This window comes from Paracoccus zhouxuedongae, assembly GCF_041927815.1.
In the GTDB taxonomy this organism is placed as follows: Bacteria; Pseudomonadota; Alphaproteobacteria; order Rhodobacterales; family Rhodobacteraceae; genus Paracoccus.
Genome location: NZ_JBHFHM010000004.1, coordinates 137,181 through 153,102 on the forward strand (window position 1 = coordinate 137,181; position 15,922 = coordinate 153,102).

A 15,922-nucleotide genomic window follows, 5' to 3' on the forward strand; every position below is an offset into this window, starting at 1 on the left:
TGAGGACCGCCGATCTGGGCGCTCCACCTCAAGACCGGATCAAGACCCGCCGCAGAATTGATGGAGGCGGGCGTGCCGGGCGTTCTGCCGGATCGAAAGCGCCATGACGCCGGTCACCCAAGCGCCGCGCGAGTGCGCAAGCCCCGCGACCATCGCCCGGGGCAATGCCGCCGCGATCACGCCGCGCAGCGCCGTGAGCCTTCACCGGAACCCCGCAGGCTCAGCGCGATCCGCGCCCGGTTGGCCGTTCCCGGTTGGCCGCGCGCGGCGGCGCCAAACTGCCCACCCTTTCGGGGTCGCGCAACCGCAAGCAACATCGATCGTCCTGCCCGCAGCCCGCGCGCGCCCGCCAAACCAGCCACGCGCGAATCCGGCGCCGCACTGCCCGCTGTGTCGCATTAGCATAGCGCCCGACGCGCCGTCCGCACGTCATCGGCCTCAGGCCGCGCCCCTTGCCCTTCTTTCTTGCCCAAATACGCATCCGCAGCCAGCCAGGGTCGCGGCGCGGGGGCAGGGGCGCGCTAACCCTGTCGCGCGGCCTTCTCGGCGATGCCCGACTGGCCTTCGCGCCGCGCGAGTTCGGCCTCGACATCGGCCAGCGTCAGATCGCGCGCGGCCAGCATGACCAGCAGGTGATAGATCACATCCGCCGCCTCGGCCACCAGCCGGTCGCGGTCGCCCTTGACCGCCTCGATGATCGCCTCGATCGCCTCCTCGCCGAACTTCTCGGCGCATTTTTCCGGGCCTTTGGCCAGCAATTTCGCTGTCCAGCTGCTGTCGGGGCTGGCGGTCTTGCGCACCAGGATCGTTTCGGCCAGTTTTTCGATGCTCATGCGGCGCTTCCCTCCAGACGAACCGGTATGCCTGCCTTAGCCATATGCGCCTTGGCTTGAGAAATCGTGAACGTGCCAAAATGAAAGATCGATGCGGCCAGAACCGCGCTTGCATGGCCCTCGGTCACGCCTTCGACCAGGTGATCCAGCGTGCCGACCCCGCCCGAGGCGATGACGGGGATGTCCACCGCATCGGCAATGGCGCGGGTCAGCGGGATGTTGAACCCGGCCTTGGTGCCGTCGCGGTCCATGCTGGTCAGCAGGATCTCGCCCGCGCCCTTGGCCGCCACGGTGCGCGCGAAATCCACCGCGTCGATGCCGGTGGGCTTGCGCCCGCCATGGGTGAAGATCTCCCACCGGCCCGGCGCCACGGTTTTCGCGTCGATGGCGCAGACGATGCACTGGCTGCCGAACCGGTCGGCGGCCTCGGCGATCACATTCGGATCGGCCACGGCGGCGGAATTGAACGACACCTTGTCCGCCCCGGCCAGCAGCAGGTCGCGCACGTCGCGATGGCTGCGCACGCCGCCGCCCACGGTCAGCGGGATGTAACAGGCCTCGGCGGTGCGGGTGACCAGATCGAACATCGTGCCGCGATTTTCATGGGTCGCATGAATGTCAAGGAAACACAGCTCATCCGCGCCGGCGGCGTCATAGGCGCGCGCGGCCTCGACCGGGTCGCCCGCATCGATCAGATTGACGAAATTGACGCCCTTGACGACGCGGCCATCGGCCACGTCCAGGCAGGGGATGATCCGGGTTTTCAGCATCGCGGCCCTCATGTCACCGGCCCGACATAGTGGGATTTTGGCGCACTGGGAAGCCTTGCCCCGGCCCGCGTCTGCCGTCACACTGCCGTCACCCGACGGTAACCGCATTGAAGCGGGGGCGCACGGCACCTAGATTGCAGCCAACGGGGATGGCGGGGCTGCCATGACGGGGCCGGTCCATCCTGCAAGACAAGGACATGACATGAGCGATCTTCCCCTGACCCATCCGGTGTTGCCGCTGCGCGACATCGTGGTCTTTCCCCATATGATCGTGCCGCTGTTCGTCGGGCGCGAAAAGTCGGTGCGCGCCCTTGAGGCGGTGATGGCCGAGGATCGCCCGATCCTGCTGGCCAGCCAGAAGGACGCCAGCATCGACGAGCCCGAGGAATCGGGCATCTATCGCACCGGCGTGCTGGCCAATGTGCTGCAACTGCTGAAACTGCCCGACGGCACCGTGAAAGTGCTGGTCGAAGGCAAATCGCGCGTCGAGATCACCGAGTTTGTCGAAAACCCCGCCTATTTCGAGGCCCAGGCCATCGACCTGGCCGAAACCGAGGGCGACCGTGACGCGGTGACCGCGCTGCTGCGCAGCGTTGCGGATGAGTTTGAGCGCTATGCCAAGGTGCGCAAGAACATCCCCGAGGAGGCGCTGACCGCGATCAGCGAAACCCGCGCGCCGGCGAAACTGGCCGATCTGGTCTCGGGCCATCTGGGCATTGAGGTGGGCCAGAAGCAGGATCTGCTTGAGACGCTGGACATCGCCCAGCGGCTTGAAAAGGTTTACGGCCTGATGCAGGGCGAAATCAGTGTCTTGCAGGTCGAAAAGAAGATCAAGACCCGCGTCAAGTCGCAGATGGAAAAGACCCAGCGCGAATATTACCTGAACGAACAGATGAAGGCGATCCAGCGCGAGCTGGGCGAGGGCGATGAGGGCCAGGGCGAGGTTGCCGAACTGGAGGCCCGGATCGAGGCCACCAAACTGTCTAAAGAGGCCCGCGACAAGGCCATGGGTGAGCTGAAAAAGCTGAAATCCATGTCGCCGATGTCGGCCGAGGCGACGGTCGTGCGCAACTATCTGGACTGGATGCTGTCGCTGCCCTGGGGCGTCAAATCGCGCACCCGCAAGGATCTGGGCGCTGCCGAACAGGTGCTGGATGCCGATCACTTTGGCCTGGAAAAGGTCAAGGAACGGATCGTCGAATATCTGGCCGTGCAAAGCCGCAGCGCCAAGCTGAAAGGCCCGATCCTGTGCCTGGTCGGCCCGCCCGGCGTCGGCAAGACCAGCCTTGGCCGTTCGATCGCCAAGGCCACGGGGCGCGAGTTCATCCGCATCAGCCTTGGCGGCGTGCGCGACGAATCCGAGATCCGCGGCCACCGGCGCACCTATATCGGCTCGATGCCCGGCAAGATCATCCAGGCGCTGAAAAAGGCGAAAACCACCAACCCGCTGATCCTGCTGGATGAAATCGACAAGATGGGGCAGGATTTCCGCGGTGATCCGGCGTCTGCGATGCTTGAGGTGCTGGACCCCGAACAGAACGCGACCTTTGTCGATCACTATCTTGAGGTGGAATATGACCTCTCGAACGTGATGTTCGTGACCACGGCCAACAGCTATAACATGCCGGGTCCGCTGCTGGACCGGATGGAGATCATCCCCGTCGCCGGCTACACCGAGGACGAAAAGCGTGAAATCGCGCGCCGGCACCTGCTGCCCAAGCAGATCAAGGCGAACGGTCTGAAAAAGGCCGAGTTCAGCGTGACCGACGCGGCCCTGACCCATGTCATCCGCTATTACACGCGCGAGGCCGGGGTGCGGAACCTGGAACGCGAGATCGCCAAACTGGCGCGCAAGGCGGTGACCGAGATCCTGAAGGGCAAGGCGAAATCCGTCGAGGTGACGCCCGAGAAGGCCGAGGATTATCTGGGCGTGCGCCGCCATCGTTATGGTCTGGCCGAAAAGGACGACCAGATCGGCGTGGTGACGGGCCTGGCATGGACCAGTGTCGGCGGCGATCTGTTGCAGATCGAGGCGCTGCGCCTGCCCGGCAAGGGCCGCATGAAGACCACCGGCAAGCTGGGCGATGTGATGAAGGAATCCATCGACGCCGCCGCCAGCTTCGTGCGGGCGATCAGCCCTGAACTGGGCGTCAAGCCGCCCAAGTTCGAGACGGTCGACATCCATGTCCACGTTCCCGAAGGCGCGACGCCCAAGGACGGTCCGTCGGCAGGCATCGCCATGGTCACCAGCATCGTCTCGGTGCTGACCCAGATCCCGGTGCGCAAGGACATCGCCATGACTGGCGAGGTCACCCTGCGCGGCAATGTGCTGGCGATCGGCGGGCTGAAGGAGAAGCTGCTGGCGGCGCTGCGGGGCGGTATCAAGACGGTGCTGATCCCGCAGGAAAACGAAAAGGATCTGGCCGAGATCCCGGCGAATGTGAAAGAGGGGCTGAAGATCATCCCCGTCAGCCACGTCCGCGAAGTTCTGGCCCAGGCCCTTGTGCGCCAGCCCGAGCCTGTCGAATGGGACGAGGCCGCCGAGGAAGCCCGCGCCCTGGCCGCGCGCCAGGCGGCGGGGGCAGGGGCCGCGGTCGCCCATTAGGGGTGATTCCCCGGCAGCCGGTTCGGGGCGACTGAACCAGGGCTAAAAACGTTGCCGCGCGGCGAAAAACCCGCGCGGCACCCGCAAGCGCCGCGAAAATCAGGGGAAACCGTCTTTCGACGGCTTTCCCCTTGCGTCAGTTGCCATTAAGGTGCTGGCCAAATCCAACCTGTCGATCCCACAGAAGATGATGATGGAAAAAAACAAGATGACCGCCGATCACTCCTCTGCTGGCACGAAGGCCGCCCCGCGCGGCGCGGCAAAGGCCAAGACGGATGGCAAGACCCGCGACACGAAAACCGCAGGCAAAGCTGCACAAAAGTCCGCCGGCCCCCGATCTGCCGCCCCGCGCACCGCCGCGAAGCCGGTCGTCACCACCGGCGTCGTTCGCAAGAAAGAGTTCACCGAACGCATTCTGGCGCAGGTGTCGGGCAACAAATCCGCCGCCAAGGACACGATCAATGCCACCCTGGCCGCGCTTGCCTCCGCGATCCAGCAGGGCGAGGCCCTGGCCATCGCCGGTTTTGGCAAGACCCGCGTCAACCGCCACGTCACCCGCTCGGGCGCCGATACCTATGTGGTGCGCTTCAAGCCGGCGATGGCAAAAGATGGCGCGAAGGGGCTTGAAGACGACGACGACGACGTGTAAGTCGCCCTCATCGGGCGATTAGCTCAGCGGTAGAGCGCTTCGTTCACATCGAAGATGTCAGCGGTTCAAATCCGTTATCGCCCACCATCATTCGGAAAAGCGCGCCCATCGTGGCGCGCTTTTCTATTGGCGGATCAGGGGGCGCTCGCGCCCCCTCTGGCCCGTGCGGGCCATTCACCCCCGAGAATATCTTGGCCAAGAAGAATGCCGCATCGTCAAAGGGGCGGCCCCATCGGTGCCGCCCCTGCTTTCTTCGTGGTCTGAATACCCCCGCCAGAGGCGCAGATCAAAAGAAGGTCAGCCCGATCGAGATGACGATCCCGGTGACAATCAGATGTATCAGGCAAAAGCCCATGATGTCGCGCGCCTTCAGACCGGCGATCCCCAGGATCGGCAGCGCCCAGAACGGCTGGATCATGTTCGTCCAGGCGTCGCCCCAGGCTACGGCCATGGTGACGCGGGCCATGTCGGCGCCCAGGGCCTCGGCGGCGGGCAGCACGACCGGGGCCTGCACCGCCCATTGACCGCCGCCCGAGGGCACGAAGATATTGACCAGCCCCGCCGACAGAAACGACCAGAAGGGCATCGTCGTTTCCGTGGCCAGCGACACCATCGCCTGCGAGATCGTGCCGGCCAGACCCGAATCGGTCATGATCCCCATGATCCCGGCGTAGAAGGGGAACTGGATCACGATGCCACCGGCGCCCGCCATCGCCTCTTTCAGCGAATCAAGCAGGCGGCGCGGGGTGCCGTGCAGGATGATCGCCAGGAACAGGAACAGGAAGTTCACGACATTCAGCGTCAGCCCGCCGCCATCGGCGAAATACATCACCAGCCAGGCCAGCCCGGCGATGCCGATCGCCAGCGACACCCAGCGGCTGTCGTCAAAGCGTTCCGCCGGGGTGCCGTGTTCGGTCACGCCGACATCGCTGTGGCGCGTCTCGGCGGCGTCCAGCCGCGCGGGATCGACATAGATCGCATCTTCGGGTGCGGGCATCATCAGCCGGTTCATCACCGGGATCACCACGAAGAGGATCGCCAGGATCATCAGGTTGAAAGGCGCGAACAATGTCTGGGCGGTGGGGATCAGGCCGATCAGCCCCTCGAACGGATGGGCGGGGGTGGCGACGGCCAGCGGGATCGACCCGGCCAGACCCGCGTGCCAGACCACAAAGCCGGAATAGGCGGCCGCGACCAGCAGCCGGTAATCGACCTTGACCTGCCGCGCCAGCGCCTTGGCAAACAGCGCACCGACCACCAGGCCAAAGCCCCAGTTGATCCAGCTTGCCACCAGCGACACCAGGCTGACCATGACGATCGCCACGCCGGGGCTGGTCGCGCGCCGCGCAAGCGCCGCAAGCCAGCCCTTGATCAACGGCGTCGAGGCCAGGATGAAGCCGGTGACCAGCACCAGCACCATCTGCATCCCGAAGGCCAGCAGCCCCCAGAAGCCGTCGCCCCACATCCGCACGACCGCCGCGGGCGAGGCGCCCTCGACCGCGATGGCGGCGATCATGACGACCAGCGTCAGCGTCATCACCAGCGCAAAGGGATCGGGCAGCCATCGTTCGACCAGTTTCACAAGCGGGCGGGACAGGGCAGCTATCATCAGGCCGGTTCTCCTTTGCGGATGTTGACGTTACGGCAACGCGGGTTTTCGCGCGCCAGTTCTGCCAGTGTCACGAAAACGCGAGGTCGGGGCAACCCTAAGCCTGCCCGGCGCGGGCTTGCCTTTCGCAGCGCGTCGCCGTTAGACAGGGCCGGGGCGGTTAGCTCAGCTGGTAGAGCGCATCGTTTACACCGATGATGTCGGGGGTTCGAACCCCTCACCGCCCACCATCCCCGCATTCACGCCAACGCCACTTTTTTGCCGCATTCGCGCTTGACGCCGCCCGGTGTGCTGCGTAGATACGCCCCACGCCGGGCGCGATACCCGGTGGGACGATGCGCGGTTGTAGCTCAGTCGGTTAGAGTACCGGCCTGTCACGCCGGGGGTCGCGGGTTCGAGCCCCGTCAACCGCGCCATTCCCACCCTGTCGCCTTGGCCGACCAGCGCGGTTGTAGCTCAGTCGGTTAGAGTACCGGCCTGTCACGCCGGGGGTCGCGGGTTCGAGCCCCGTCAACCGCGCCACTTTCCACCAAGGCCGCCCGATGGGCGGCTTTGTGCGTTTGCGTGCCTAGCCGCGCCGCACCCGGCACAGGAAGCAGTTGTTGCTGGCCGACCGGATATCGACAAAGGCGATGTCCTGACGGGCCAGCAACTCGGCGCGGTGGGCCTTGATCCGATCGGTAGGGGTGACGGCGCCGGTGCCTTGGACGATGCGTTCGTCATGGCTGTAGCGGCACAGAAAGATCGGCCCGGTCTCGGTATAGGGGTTCCGCCCCGCAAAGGGGCGGTGGGCCAGCACCAGATAGGGCGCGCCGACCGGCACTTGACGCAGGCAATGGCGGCAGGGGGTGCCACTGCCGGTCGAGGCCGCGATGCGTTCGGGGGGCAGGCCATGGGCATCGGTGCCGTGGCGCAGCGCCATCGCCGCTGCGGTCGTGATCGGGGTAAAGCGGACCTGCAGATCGGGACTCCTGTTTGTCGGTGCGATCGGTTATGACCGGGGCCGCACCGGCCCGCGAACGCGGAACGGGCGCGGCATGATAAAGGTGGCATGATGACCGAAGACCGCAGCGCCGAGCGCATGATTGACGATCTGGGCCGCGCGGCACGGGCTGCGGCGGCGGAGTTGGCCTTTGCCAGCGCCGAGCGCAAGCACGCTGCGCTGATTGGCGGGGCCGATGCGATCCGCGCGTCCGAGGGTGCGATCCTGGATGCCAATGCCGAGGATCTGGTCTTTGCCGAAGCAAAGGGCCTGGCACCGGCGATGATCGACCGGCTGAGGCTGGATACGTCGCGCATTCGCGCCATGGCCGAGGGGCTGCGCGCCATTGCCGCCCAGCCCGATCCGGTGGGCCGGGTGCTGGCCGAATGGGATCGCCCGACCGGCCTGCATATCCAGCGCGTCGCCACGCCTTTAGGCGTGGTCGGCGTGATCTATGAAAGCCGCCCGAATGTCACCGCCGATGCGGGCGCCTTGTGCCTGAAGGCCGGGAATGCCGTGATCCTGCGGGGCGGGTCGGAAAGCCTGCACTCATCCGCGGCGATCCATGCCTGCCTGGTGCAGGGCCTGCGCGCCGCGAACCTGCCCGAGACTGCGATCCAGCTTGTGCCGACCCGCGACCGGGCGGCGGTGGCGGCGATGCTGCGCGCCACCGCACATATCGACGTGATTGTGCCGCGCGGCGGAAAGGGGCTGGTCGGTCTGGTGCAATCCGAGGCCCGCGTGCCGGTCTTTGCCCATCTTGAGGGGATCTGCCATGTCTATGCCGACCGCGATGCCGATCTGGACAAGGCCCGCCGCGTCGTGCTGAACGCCAAGACCCGGCGCACCGGCATCTGTGGCGCCGCCGAATGCCTGCTGATCGACTGGCAGTTCTATACGAAACACGGCGAGGCGCTGATCCGCGACCTGCTGGATGCGGGTGTCGAGGTCCGGGCCGAGGGCGAATTGGCCAGGATCCCCGGCACCGTCCGGGCCACGCCGGATGATTTCGGCCGCGAGTTTCTGGACATGGTGATCGCCGCGAAACTGGTCGACGGCGTGGACGAGGCGATCGCCCATATCCGCCAGTATGGGTCGCAGCATACCGATTGCATCCTGACGGAAAACGACGCCACGGCTGAACGCTTCATGACCCGGCTGGATAGCGCGATCCTGATGCGCAACGCCTCGACCCAGTTCGCAGATGGCGGAGAATTCGGAATGGGCGCGGAAATCGGCATCGCCACCGGCAAGATGCACGCCCGCGGCCCGGTCGGGGCGGAACAACTGACCAGCTTCAAATATCTGGTCACCGGTGACGGCGCGATCCGGGCCTGAGGGCTAGAACCGGATCTCGGCCCCGGCCTCATCCAGTTCCCAATGCAGGCGACGGTTCGCCAGCACCGCCTCGGCGGGCAGCAGGGCGAATTGCACCTGCGCCGGCGATAGCGAGGACAGCGACTGCGGCGTGATGGCGGGCGCGCCCTCATCGGGGCCGATCAGCGCCCACAACTCGGGGTCGGGACGGGTGCGTGGGGCCTCGGCCACCAGCCGCCAGCCGGGCTGGGTATAGTCGCCCGACCGGCAGACCAGCACCCGCCCACCGCGCGGCAGGGCGGTTTCCAGACACAGGCCCGCCAGCAGCAGCATCTTGACCTCGCGCCGGGCCATGTCGCCCTCGGCCTGCCAGTCGATCGTCAGCCGCCCGGTTCGCGCCAGATCCTGCATCAGCCCGGCGGCCTCGGGGCTGGACATGCGCTGATCGCTGGCCGAGGCGCCAAAGGCCACGCGGAACATGCGGATGCGCGCCTGCGCGGTATCGACGCTTTCCGACACCAGCGTCAGTTCCGGCCCGTTAGCCTGCGCGCCGGGCATCGCCAGCAGCTCGACCCCGTTGCCGATCGCACCCAGCGGGCTGATCAGATCATGGCACAGCCGCGCCGTGACCAGGCCCGCCAGAAGCTGCGAGATCTCAAGACAAGGTGAATGGGTTGAAGGCTCGCATTCGCGGGGGACACGGATATGATCGGGGGCATCGTGAAGCATGGGCGCGACAATCTTGAACAGGCGGGCTTGAACAGGCTGGAACGGGGTAACCGATGAACGAACTACTGGAACCGGGAATGTGGGTGCGTCATCCGCAGGCGCCCGATTGGGGCAGGGGGCAGGTGCAATCCCGCGTCGGCAGCCGCGTGACCGTGACCTTTGAACACGCCGGCAAGCGGGTAATCGACGGCACGCGGGTGGAACTGGACTGGCTGAACGAGCCCCCCGTTTAGGATTGTTCTCAACTGTGTCATACAACCGGACGATGTATTCGGCAACTGTTGGTGAAGGCTTGGCGCAAAATGCGTATAGGGCGTCTGAACGCCGCGTGCCGGGGCAGGCCGGTGGTTGAACTGCCCGGAGCGGGGCGCTAAGCCGGTGCAGTTGCGCGCGATGGGCAGCAGAAAACGGGAATGCCATGACGCCTGACAGCCATTTCGAGGTTCGCCTGGCCCAGACCGAGGCCGACTGTCTGGCCTCGCAGCGGCTGCGCTATTCGGTTTTCGTGCAGGAACTGGGCGGGGATGGCGATCTGGTGGACCACCGCGCCCGGCTGGAGCGCGACGATTTCGACCCGTTCTTCGATCACCTGGTGCTGGTCGACACGCGCCGCGATCCGGCGGCGCTGGATCATGTCGTGGGCGCCTATCGGCTGCTGCGCGACGACCGCGCGGCGCAGATCGGGCGGTTTTACTGCGATGGCGAATATGATCTGGCGCCCTTGCGCGCCAGCGGTCGGCGGCTTCTGGAGCTGGGGCGGTCCTGCGTGCATCCCGACTACCGGGGCGGCAGCGGCATGTTCCTGCTCTGGAACGGGCTGGCCGATTACGTCCTGACCCACGGGATCGAGGTCTTGTTCGGCGTCGCCTCGTTCCACGGCACCGATACCGCGGCCCTGGCGCAGCCGCTGGCTTGGCTGCATCATCACCATCTGGCGCCGCCCGAATTGCGGGTGACGGCGCGACCGCCCTTTGCGCGGATGGACATGCTGGCGCGCGATGCGCTGGATCGGCGCGCGGCGATGACGGCGATGCCGGCGCTGATCAAGGCCTATCTGCGGCTGGGCGGCGTGGTGGGCGAGGGCGCCTTCATCGACCAGCCCTTCAACACCACCGATGTCTGCCTGCTGATGGATACCGAACGGATGAGCGCGCGGCACCGCGATTTCTACACCCGCCGCGCCGAGGGTGGCGATGACTGAGCCGGTGCGGCAGGCCACCTGGCAGGGTGCGCCGGTGCCGTCGCCGGTGCGGCCCGGCGTTCTGGGCTGGCTGCGTGTGGCGATCCGCGCGCCGATCCTGGCCTTGGTCGTGTTCGGCGGGCTGGCGCTGCTTTTGGTCTTGCGGCTGATCGAGCGGCCGCTGTTCGGACTGCACCGCCCGGTCACGCCCTGGATCACGGTGGGCGTCTGCCGCGCGGCCCTGGCGATCCTGGGGATCGGCTGGCGCGTCACGGGTCGCCCGCCGATGGACCATATCGGCGCCATCGTGTCGAACCATGTCAGTTGGCTGGATATTTTCGCGCTGAACGCCGCGCAGCCGATCTATTTCGTCTCCAAGGCCGAGGTCGCGGCCTGGCCCGGCATCGGCTGGCTGGCGCGCGCCACCGGCACCGTCTTCATCCGGCGCGAGGCGCGTGACGCCAAGCTGCAACAGCAGATGTTCGAGGATCGCCTGCGCGCCGGTCACCGGCTTGCGTTCTTCCCCGAGGGCACCTCGACCGACGGGCTGCGGGTGCTGCCGTTCAAGCCGACGCTGTTCGCGGCCTTCTATTCGCATGGGCTGGACCGGGTGATGCAGGTGCAACCGGTGACGCTGATCTATCGCGCCCCGCCGGGCCAGCCGGCGCGGTTCTATGGCTGGTGGGCCGATATGGATTTCGGCAGCCATCTGCTGAAGGTGATGGCCGCGCCGCGACAGGGCAGCATCGAATTGCGCTTTGCCCGCCCGCTGGATGTGTCGATGGGCGACCGCAAGACCCTGGCGCGGGCGGCGGAGCAGGCGGTTTGCGACGGTCTGCCGCAGGAATTTCAAATGCTTGCGGGCCAAAGCTAGGATCTGGTCTTAGCTTCGGCCGCGATCCCGATAATATCGCAGCACAAACAGCCGGATCGCCGTTGCCAAGCCGATGTCAACTTGACGCGCCGTATCAATTTCGGCGGCCAAGGCATTGATTCCCATGCCGCGATCCGCCGCCGCCTGACGTAGGCCATTCCAGAAGTCGTCCTCAAGGCTGACCGAGGTGCGGTGTCCGCCCAACGTCAATGAGCGTTTGACCGGCCGGTTCATTCGCGGCGCTTCCCGTCCAGTTCGGCGCGGGCGCGATCAGCATCGGCTGTCTCGCGCGCCTTCTGGGCCTTGGTCCGTCCGAACCGCACCGCATTTTCGTCGGCGGTTTTGCGGTCCTCGGCGCGGGCCTTGGCTTTGCGGGCGCGGTTCAGGTTCACGATCTGGCTCATGCCCGGCAGGATAGCGCGCAACGCGGCGAAGAACAGAAAAATCGCTCTTGGCGGGGCGTCTTGATAGTGTAATGTAATAACATTGCATAACCAAGGACGACGCGATGACCCTGACCACACCGAACCCGAAGCGCGCAACCCTGACCATCACCGCCGCCGTTCTGGCGCTGCTGGCTGGCCCGGCTTTCGCCGAAACCAAGCCTGCCCATGACCATGCCCACGATCATGCCCATGACCACGCGCATGACCACGGCAGCGCCGATGCGGCCAAGATCTCGAAAGGCTATTTCGACGATGACCAGATCGCTCCGCGCGAGCTGTCGGACTGGACCGGCGACTGGCAATCGGTCTATCCGCTGTTGCAGGATGGCACGCTGGATCCGGTGATGGCGCACAAGGCCGAACATGGCGACAAGACCGCTGCGGAATACAAGGCTTATTACGACACCGGCTATCGCAGCGATATCAGCCGGATCGAGATCGTCGGCAGCACCATCACCTTTCATCGCGGTGACAGCGCGGCCAAAGGTGAATATGCCGCCGATGGCCATGAAGTGCTGACCTATCCCAAGGGCAATCGCGGCGTCCGCTTCATCTTCAAGAAGCAGTCGGGCGATGACGCGGCCCCGGCCTTCATCCAGTTCAGCGACCACAGGATCGCGCCCTCCAAGGCCGATCACTTCCACCTGTATATGGGCGAGGATCGCGCCAAACTGCTGGAGGAGCTGACGAACTGGCCGACCTATTACCCCGCCGGCCTGACCCCCGCCCAGATCGTCGACGAGATGATGGCGCATTGAAAAGGGCGCCTGCCCCCGCTGCGGGGCAGGCCGCGCTGTGGCGCATTCAGTGACAGTCCGCCCGCCAGGGTGGGCTGTCGGCCGCGTCTCTGCCGGCCATGGCGCGCCGGATCGGTGGCCGCGCTGTCGCCGGGTGATCGGCGGCCGGGGCGACGCGGGGCCGCCCTGGCGCGTTGATCAGTCCTCGGGGCCGACCATCTGTTCGGGCCGCACGATGCGGTCAAAGGTCTCGCCATCGACATAGCCAAGCGCGATCGCCTCCTCACGCAGGGTGGTGCCGTTCTTGTGGGCGGTCTTAGCGACCTTGGTGGCCGCGTCATAGCCGATGGTCGGCGCCAGAGCGGTCACCAGCATCAGGCTTTCCTTCATCAGCCGGTCGATGCGTTCGACATTCGCCTTGGTCCCGACGACCATATTGTCGGTAAAGGACGCCGCCGCATCGCCCAAAAGCTGCATGGATTGCAGGACGTTATAGGACATCATCGGGTTATAGACGTTCAGCTCGAAATGCCCTTGCGAGCCGGCAAAGCCCACCGCCGCATCATTGCCCATCACATGCGCGCAGACCATGGTCAGCGCCTCGGCCTGGGTCGGGTTGACCTTGCCGGGCATGATCGAGGAACCGGGCTCATTCTCGGGCAGGATCAGTTCGCCCAAGCCCGAGCGCGGGCCGGAGCCCAGAAGGCGCAGGTCGTTGGCGATCTTGAACAGCGATCCGGCGACAGTCTTCAGCGCGCCCGAGAACATCACCATCGCATCATGCGCGGCCAGGGCCTCGAACTTGTTCGGGGCGGTGACGAAGGGCAGGCCGGTGATCTTGGCGATTTCGGCGGCAATCGCGGTATCCCAGCCCTTCTTGGTGTTCAGCCCGGTGCCGACGGCGGTGCCACCCTGCGCCAGTTCATAGATCGCAGGCAGGCACATCCTGACCCGCGCGATGCCGTTTTCGACCTGCTTGGCATAGCCCGAGAACTCTTGCCCCAGTGTCAGCGGGGTTGCGTCCTGGGTATGGGTGCGACCGATCTTGATGATGTCCTTGAACTCGACCGCCTTGGCGTCCAGCGCGCGGTGCAGCTTTTCCAGACCGGGGATCAGCACGTCGCGCGCCATCATGCCGATGGCGACATGCATCGCGGTCGGGAAGGTGTCGTTCGAGGACTGGCCCATGTTGACGTGATCATTGGGATGGACGGGCTTCTTGCTGCCCATCTCGCCGCCCAGGATCTCGATGGCGCGATTGCTGATCACCTCATTGGCGTTCATGTTCGACTGGGTGCCAGAGCCGGTCTGCCAGACGACCAGCGGGAAATTGTCGTCGAACTTGCCCGCCACGACCTCGGACGCCGCCTGAACCATCGCGCGACCGATGCCTGCATCCAGATTGCCACTGGCCATGTTCACCTCGGCCGCGGCCTGTTTGATGACGCCCAGCGCGCGGATGATGGCAACGGGCTGGCGTTCCCAGCCGATCGGAAAGTTGATGATGGACCGCTGCGTCTGCGCGCCCCAGTATTTGTCGGCGGGCACGTCAAGCGGGCCAAAGCTGTCGGTTTCAACGCGGATCTTGGTCATCGCAGCCTCCATTTTGGGTTGCGGCTGTTGTGGCGGAAAGACCGGCTTTTGGCAATCGGTATGCGGCGGTATACCGCTAACAGTCAGCGCGGATGGCCCTGACGAAAGATATAGACCTGCGCCGGGGGCAGGTTTGCCCAGATCCGCCGCGACCGATGATGATGCAGGCCGAACTGCGCGCGCACCCGATCCGACAGCGGCGGGTTCGGGCCATAGGTGATCTGCACGAAAGGCGCGCCGGGCCGCAGCATCGCAAGCGCCGCGCCGATGATCGCGGCTTGCATCGGGTCGGGCAGAGCCAGCACCGGCACGCCCGAGATCACTGCGTCATAAGGCCCTTGACCCACATTCACCATGTCCTGCGCGGGCAGGTTATGCACGGTGCTGGCGGGGAAAAGCTGGCGCAGGCGGTCGCAGAAGGCGGCGTTCAGCTCATACAGCTCAAGCGCCTCGGGCGGCAGGCCGCGCGCCAGGATGGCGCGGGTGATGGTGCCGGTGCCCGCGCCGATCTCGGCCACGCGGGTCATGTCGGGGCGGATCAGCCGGGCCATTTCGCGCGCCGTGGCGCGGGCCGTGGGCGCGATCGCGCGGATTTCATGCGGGCGACGGATGAACTGGCGGATGAACAGGGACAGGTCAGACATGGGGCCTCCGGCAGGGTCGATGGGGCGACGCTAACGGGGCTGTGTGACGGTTTTGTGGGCGCTATTTGCGCCACTTGTCCAGCCGCACGACCTCGGCGCCGGGGCCGCGCTCGGGCTGGGCATCCAGATCGGCGGGGGCTTCATCCTCGGGCAGGTCGTCGTCGCCCTCCTCCTCGTCATCCTCCTGCGCCTCGAATCGCAGGCCGAAATCGACGGAAGGGTCGACAAAGGTGGTGATCGCGTCAAAGGGGATGATCAGCGGTTCGGGATTGTTGCCGAAGTTCAGGATGATGGTGAAATCCTGGTCGCGCACTTCAAGCCCGTCGAACCAGTGCTGGATGACGATCGTCATGTCCTGCGGGTAGCGCGCGCGCAGCCAATCGGCGATCTCGACCCCTTCGGCGCGGGTGTCGAAGGTGATGAAGAAATGATGTGCGCCCGGCAGGCCATGGGCGGCCACGTCGCGTAGCACATCCTGCATCAGGCCCCGCATCGCGCGGTGCATCAGGCTGCCGTAATCGATGCTGCGGGTCATGTCGCGGGCCTTGGCTTGGGGAGCTTGCCGCCACCCTAGCCCCGTGGGCGCGCGATGAAAAGACCCTTGCTGGGGCGCGAAACCTGCCGGGCCATGGCGGCGTTAGTCGGTGAAGCGGCGCGTTGCCGCCTGATGGAAAGGACTGAACATGTTGAAATTGCTGCCCGTCATCGCCCTGACCCTGCCGGTTGCGGCCTTCGCTGGCGACAAGGTGCCGCCCGCCGATGCGTTGGCCCTGTCCAAGGTCATCGCCACGCTGGAATCCAGCGTCGGTGCCGATCTGGCCTATGTCGATCAGATCGACTGGGATGACGACGGCTATTGGGAGGTCGAATACAAGACCCGCGCCGGTGCCAAGGTCGAGGTCAAGATCGACCCGCTGACCGGTCAATCGCTGAGCCGTTAAACGAAAGCTGTCA

The 15,922-nt window shown here is 65.8% G+C and carries 18 protein-coding genes and 4 tRNA genes; 12 read left to right on the plus strand and 10 right to left on the minus strand.

The genetic code is table 11. The features are described 5' to 3' along the window. Positions 1 to 521: 521 nt before the first annotated feature. A complete protein-coding gene (locus ACEYYA_RS06660) occupies positions 522 to 833 on the minus strand; it encodes a phosphoribosyl-ATP diphosphatase (RefSeq protein WP_374798868.1) in 312 nt (103 codons plus the stop codon). Next, positions 830 to 1,603 (minus strand): imidazole glycerol phosphate synthase subunit HisF, encoded by a 774-nt coding sequence (hisF, locus tag ACEYYA_RS06665; RefSeq protein WP_374799122.1) that lies wholly within the window; start codon positions 1,601 to 1,603, stop codon positions 830 to 832. Before hisF ends, ACEYYA_RS06660 begins: the two co-directional genes overlap by 4 nt. A gap of 202 nt (positions 1,604 to 1,805) precedes the next feature. Here hisF and lon point away from each other — a divergent pair, with 202 nt between their 5' ends. The 3 genes from lon (at position 1,806) to ACEYYA_RS06680 (ending at position 4,944) form a co-directional block, all read left to right on the plus strand. Continuing rightward, complete coding sequence (gene lon / locus ACEYYA_RS06670; RefSeq protein WP_374798870.1) at positions 1,806 to 4,208, plus strand: endopeptidase La; 2,403 nt, start codon at positions 1,806 to 1,808, stop codon at positions 4,206 to 4,208. Positions 4,209 to 4,401: 193 nt separating this feature from the next. Beyond that, entirely contained in the window at positions 4,402 to 4,857 is a 456-nt protein-coding gene (locus tag ACEYYA_RS06675; protein ID WP_374798872.1) for an HU family DNA-binding protein, read from the plus strand. A 12-nt stretch (positions 4,858 to 4,869) separates the two neighbouring features. Next, positions 4,870 to 4,944 (plus strand) — tRNA-Val (locus ACEYYA_RS06680). Positions 4,945 to 5,143: 199 nt separating this feature from the next. Here the strand turns inward: ACEYYA_RS06680 and ACEYYA_RS06685 are convergent. Then, positions 5,144 to 6,466, minus strand: coding sequence for a short-chain fatty acid transporter (locus ACEYYA_RS06685; RefSeq protein ID WP_374798874.1), 1,323 nt, complete (start codon positions 6,464 to 6,466; stop codon positions 5,144 to 5,146). A 154-nt stretch (positions 6,467 to 6,620) separates the two neighbouring features. Here ACEYYA_RS06685 and ACEYYA_RS06690 point away from each other — a divergent pair. From ACEYYA_RS06690 to ACEYYA_RS06700, 3 genes are all read left to right on the plus strand, one after another. Beyond that, positions 6,621 to 6,696 (plus strand) — tRNA-Val (locus tag ACEYYA_RS06690). 109 nt (positions 6,697 to 6,805) lie between these two features. Continuing rightward, positions 6,806 to 6,882: transfer RNA gene (locus ACEYYA_RS06695), tRNA-Asp, on the plus strand. Between the two features lie 29 nt (positions 6,883 to 6,911). Then, a tRNA-Asp gene (locus ACEYYA_RS06700) sits at positions 6,912 to 6,988 on the plus strand. Positions 6,989 to 7,034: 46 nt separating this feature from the next. On the opposite strand, the gene ACEYYA_RS06705 is transcribed toward ACEYYA_RS06700, so the two are convergent. Further along, the gene (locus ACEYYA_RS06705; protein ID WP_374798876.1) at positions 7,035 to 7,388 is read right to left on the minus strand and encodes a DUF1203 domain-containing protein; all 354 of its coding nucleotides are present in this window, start codon (positions 7,386 to 7,388) and stop codon (positions 7,035 to 7,037) included. Positions 7,389 to 7,520: 132 nt separating this feature from the next. Here ACEYYA_RS06705 and ACEYYA_RS06710 point away from each other — a divergent pair, with 132 nt between their 5' ends. Further along, positions 7,521 to 8,786, plus strand: coding sequence for a glutamate-5-semialdehyde dehydrogenase (locus ACEYYA_RS06710; RefSeq protein ID WP_374799124.1), 1,266 nt, complete (start codon positions 7,521 to 7,523; stop codon positions 8,784 to 8,786). Positions 8,787 to 8,789: 3 nt separating this feature from the next. Here the strand turns inward: ACEYYA_RS06710 and ACEYYA_RS06715 are convergent, their stop codons facing one another. Then, positions 8,790 to 9,494, minus strand: a complete 705-nt coding sequence (locus ACEYYA_RS06715; RefSeq protein ID WP_374798878.1) for a histidine phosphotransferase family protein — start codon at positions 9,492 to 9,494, stop codon at positions 8,790 to 8,792. 53 nt (positions 9,495 to 9,547) lie between these two features. On the opposite strand from ACEYYA_RS06715, the gene ACEYYA_RS06720 reads away from it, so the two are divergent. The 3 genes from ACEYYA_RS06720 to olsA all read left to right on the plus strand — a co-directional run bounded on the left by ACEYYA_RS06720 (position 9,548) and on the right by olsA (position 11,548). Continuing rightward, positions 9,548 to 9,727, plus strand: coding sequence for a DUF3553 domain-containing protein (locus ACEYYA_RS06720; RefSeq protein WP_374798880.1), 180 nt, complete (start codon positions 9,548 to 9,550; stop codon positions 9,725 to 9,727). Positions 9,728 to 9,912: 185 nt separating this feature from the next. Continuing rightward, positions 9,913 to 10,695, plus strand: a complete 783-nt coding sequence (olsB, locus tag ACEYYA_RS06725) for an L-ornithine N(alpha)-acyltransferase (RefSeq protein WP_374798882.1) — start codon at positions 9,913 to 9,915, stop codon at positions 10,693 to 10,695. Then, complete coding sequence (olsA, locus tag ACEYYA_RS06730; RefSeq protein WP_374798884.1) at positions 10,688 to 11,548, plus strand: lyso-ornithine lipid O-acyltransferase; 861 nt, start codon at positions 10,688 to 10,690, stop codon at positions 11,546 to 11,548. The genes olsB and olsA overlap by 8 nt, the downstream gene beginning before the upstream one ends. 9 nt (positions 11,549 to 11,557) lie before the next feature. Here the strand turns inward: olsA and ACEYYA_RS06735 are convergent, their stop codons facing one another. Beyond that, positions 11,558 to 11,782, minus strand: coding sequence for a ribbon-helix-helix domain-containing protein (locus tag ACEYYA_RS06735; RefSeq protein WP_374798886.1), 225 nt, complete (start codon positions 11,780 to 11,782; stop codon positions 11,558 to 11,560). Next, a complete protein-coding gene (locus ACEYYA_RS06740) occupies positions 11,779 to 11,952 on the minus strand; it encodes a DUF4169 family protein (RefSeq protein WP_374798888.1) in 174 nt (57 codons plus the stop codon). The genes ACEYYA_RS06735 and ACEYYA_RS06740 overlap by 4 nt, the downstream gene beginning before the upstream one ends. 104 nt (positions 11,953 to 12,056) lie before the next feature. Between ACEYYA_RS06740 and ACEYYA_RS06745 the strand changes: the two genes are divergently transcribed. Further along, positions 12,057 to 12,752 carry a ZinT family metal-binding protein gene (locus tag ACEYYA_RS06745; protein WP_374798890.1) on the plus strand — a complete coding sequence of 232 codons (696 nt, stop codon included), beginning with the start codon at positions 12,057 to 12,059 and terminating at the stop codon, positions 12,750 to 12,752. A gap of 177 nt (positions 12,753 to 12,929) precedes the next feature. Here the strand turns inward: ACEYYA_RS06745 and fumC are convergent, their stop codons facing one another. The 3 genes from fumC to ACEYYA_RS06760 form a co-directional block, all read right to left on the minus strand. Further along, a complete protein-coding gene (gene fumC, locus ACEYYA_RS06750; protein WP_374798892.1) occupies positions 12,930 to 14,324 on the minus strand; it encodes a class II fumarate hydratase in 1,395 nt (464 codons plus the stop codon). Between the two features lie 83 nt (positions 14,325 to 14,407). Further along, a complete protein-coding gene (locus ACEYYA_RS06755) occupies positions 14,408 to 14,968 on the minus strand; it encodes a class I SAM-dependent methyltransferase (protein WP_374798894.1) in 561 nt (186 codons plus the stop codon). 61 nt (positions 14,969 to 15,029) lie between these two features. Then, positions 15,030 to 15,503, minus strand: coding sequence for an SspB family protein (locus tag ACEYYA_RS06760; RefSeq protein WP_374798896.1), 474 nt, complete (start codon positions 15,501 to 15,503; stop codon positions 15,030 to 15,032). 148 nt (positions 15,504 to 15,651) lie between these two features. On the opposite strand from ACEYYA_RS06760, the gene ACEYYA_RS06765 reads away from it, so the two are divergent. Further along, complete coding sequence (locus tag ACEYYA_RS06765; RefSeq protein ID WP_374798898.1) at positions 15,652 to 15,909, plus strand: PepSY domain-containing protein; 258 nt, start codon at positions 15,652 to 15,654, stop codon at positions 15,907 to 15,909. Positions 15,910 to 15,922: the final 13 nt, after the last annotated feature.

Excerpts from the sequence above, each read along its gene's own strand:
- ACEYYA_RS06660 (WP_374798868.1), bottom strand. The coding sequence starts at position 833 with ATGAGCATCGAAAAACTGGCCGAAACGATCCTGGTGCGCAAGACCGCC.
- hisF (WP_374799122.1), bottom strand. The coding sequence starts at position 1,603 with ATGCTGAAAACCCGGATCATCCCCTGCCTGGACGTGGCCGATGGCCGC.
- lon (WP_374798870.1), top strand. The coding sequence starts at position 1,806 with ATGAGCGATCTTCCCCTGACCCATCCGGTGTTGCCGCTGCGCGACATC.
- ACEYYA_RS06675 (WP_374798872.1), top strand. The coding sequence starts at position 4,402 with ATGGAAAAAAACAAGATGACCGCCGATCACTCCTCTGCTGGCACGAAG.
- ACEYYA_RS06685 (WP_374798874.1), bottom strand. The coding sequence starts at position 6,466 with ATGATAGCTGCCCTGTCCCGCCCGCTTGTGAAACTGGTCGAACGATGG.
- ACEYYA_RS06705 (WP_374798876.1), bottom strand. The coding sequence starts at position 7,388 with ATGGCGCTGCGCCACGGCACCGATGCCCATGGCCTGCCCCCCGAACGC.
- ACEYYA_RS06710 (WP_374799124.1), top strand. The coding sequence starts at position 7,521 with ATGACCGAAGACCGCAGCGCCGAGCGCATGATTGACGATCTGGGCCGC.
- ACEYYA_RS06715 (WP_374798878.1), bottom strand. The coding sequence starts at position 9,494 with ATGCTTCACGATGCCCCCGATCATATCCGTGTCCCCCGCGAATGCGAG.
- ACEYYA_RS06720 (WP_374798880.1), top strand. The coding sequence starts at position 9,548 with ATGAACGAACTACTGGAACCGGGAATGTGGGTGCGTCATCCGCAGGCG.
- olsB (WP_374798882.1), top strand. The coding sequence starts at position 9,913 with ATGACGCCTGACAGCCATTTCGAGGTTCGCCTGGCCCAGACCGAGGCC.
- olsA (WP_374798884.1), top strand. The coding sequence starts at position 10,688 with ATGACTGAGCCGGTGCGGCAGGCCACCTGGCAGGGTGCGCCGGTGCCG.
- ACEYYA_RS06735 (WP_374798886.1), bottom strand. The coding sequence starts at position 11,782 with ATGAACCGGCCGGTCAAACGCTCATTGACGTTGGGCGGACACCGCACC.
- ACEYYA_RS06740 (WP_374798888.1), bottom strand. The coding sequence starts at position 11,952 with ATGAGCCAGATCGTGAACCTGAACCGCGCCCGCAAAGCCAAGGCCCGC.
- ACEYYA_RS06745 (WP_374798890.1), top strand. The coding sequence starts at position 12,057 with ATGACCCTGACCACACCGAACCCGAAGCGCGCAACCCTGACCATCACC.
- fumC (WP_374798892.1), bottom strand. The coding sequence starts at position 14,324 with ATGACCAAGATCCGCGTTGAAACCGACAGCTTTGGCCCGCTTGACGTG.
- ACEYYA_RS06755 (WP_374798894.1), bottom strand. The coding sequence starts at position 14,968 with ATGTCTGACCTGTCCCTGTTCATCCGCCAGTTCATCCGTCGCCCGCAT.
- ACEYYA_RS06760 (WP_374798896.1), bottom strand. The coding sequence starts at position 15,503 with ATGACCCGCAGCATCGATTACGGCAGCCTGATGCACCGCGCGATGCGG.
- ACEYYA_RS06765 (WP_374798898.1), top strand. The coding sequence starts at position 15,652 with ATGTTGAAATTGCTGCCCGTCATCGCCCTGACCCTGCCGGTTGCGGCC.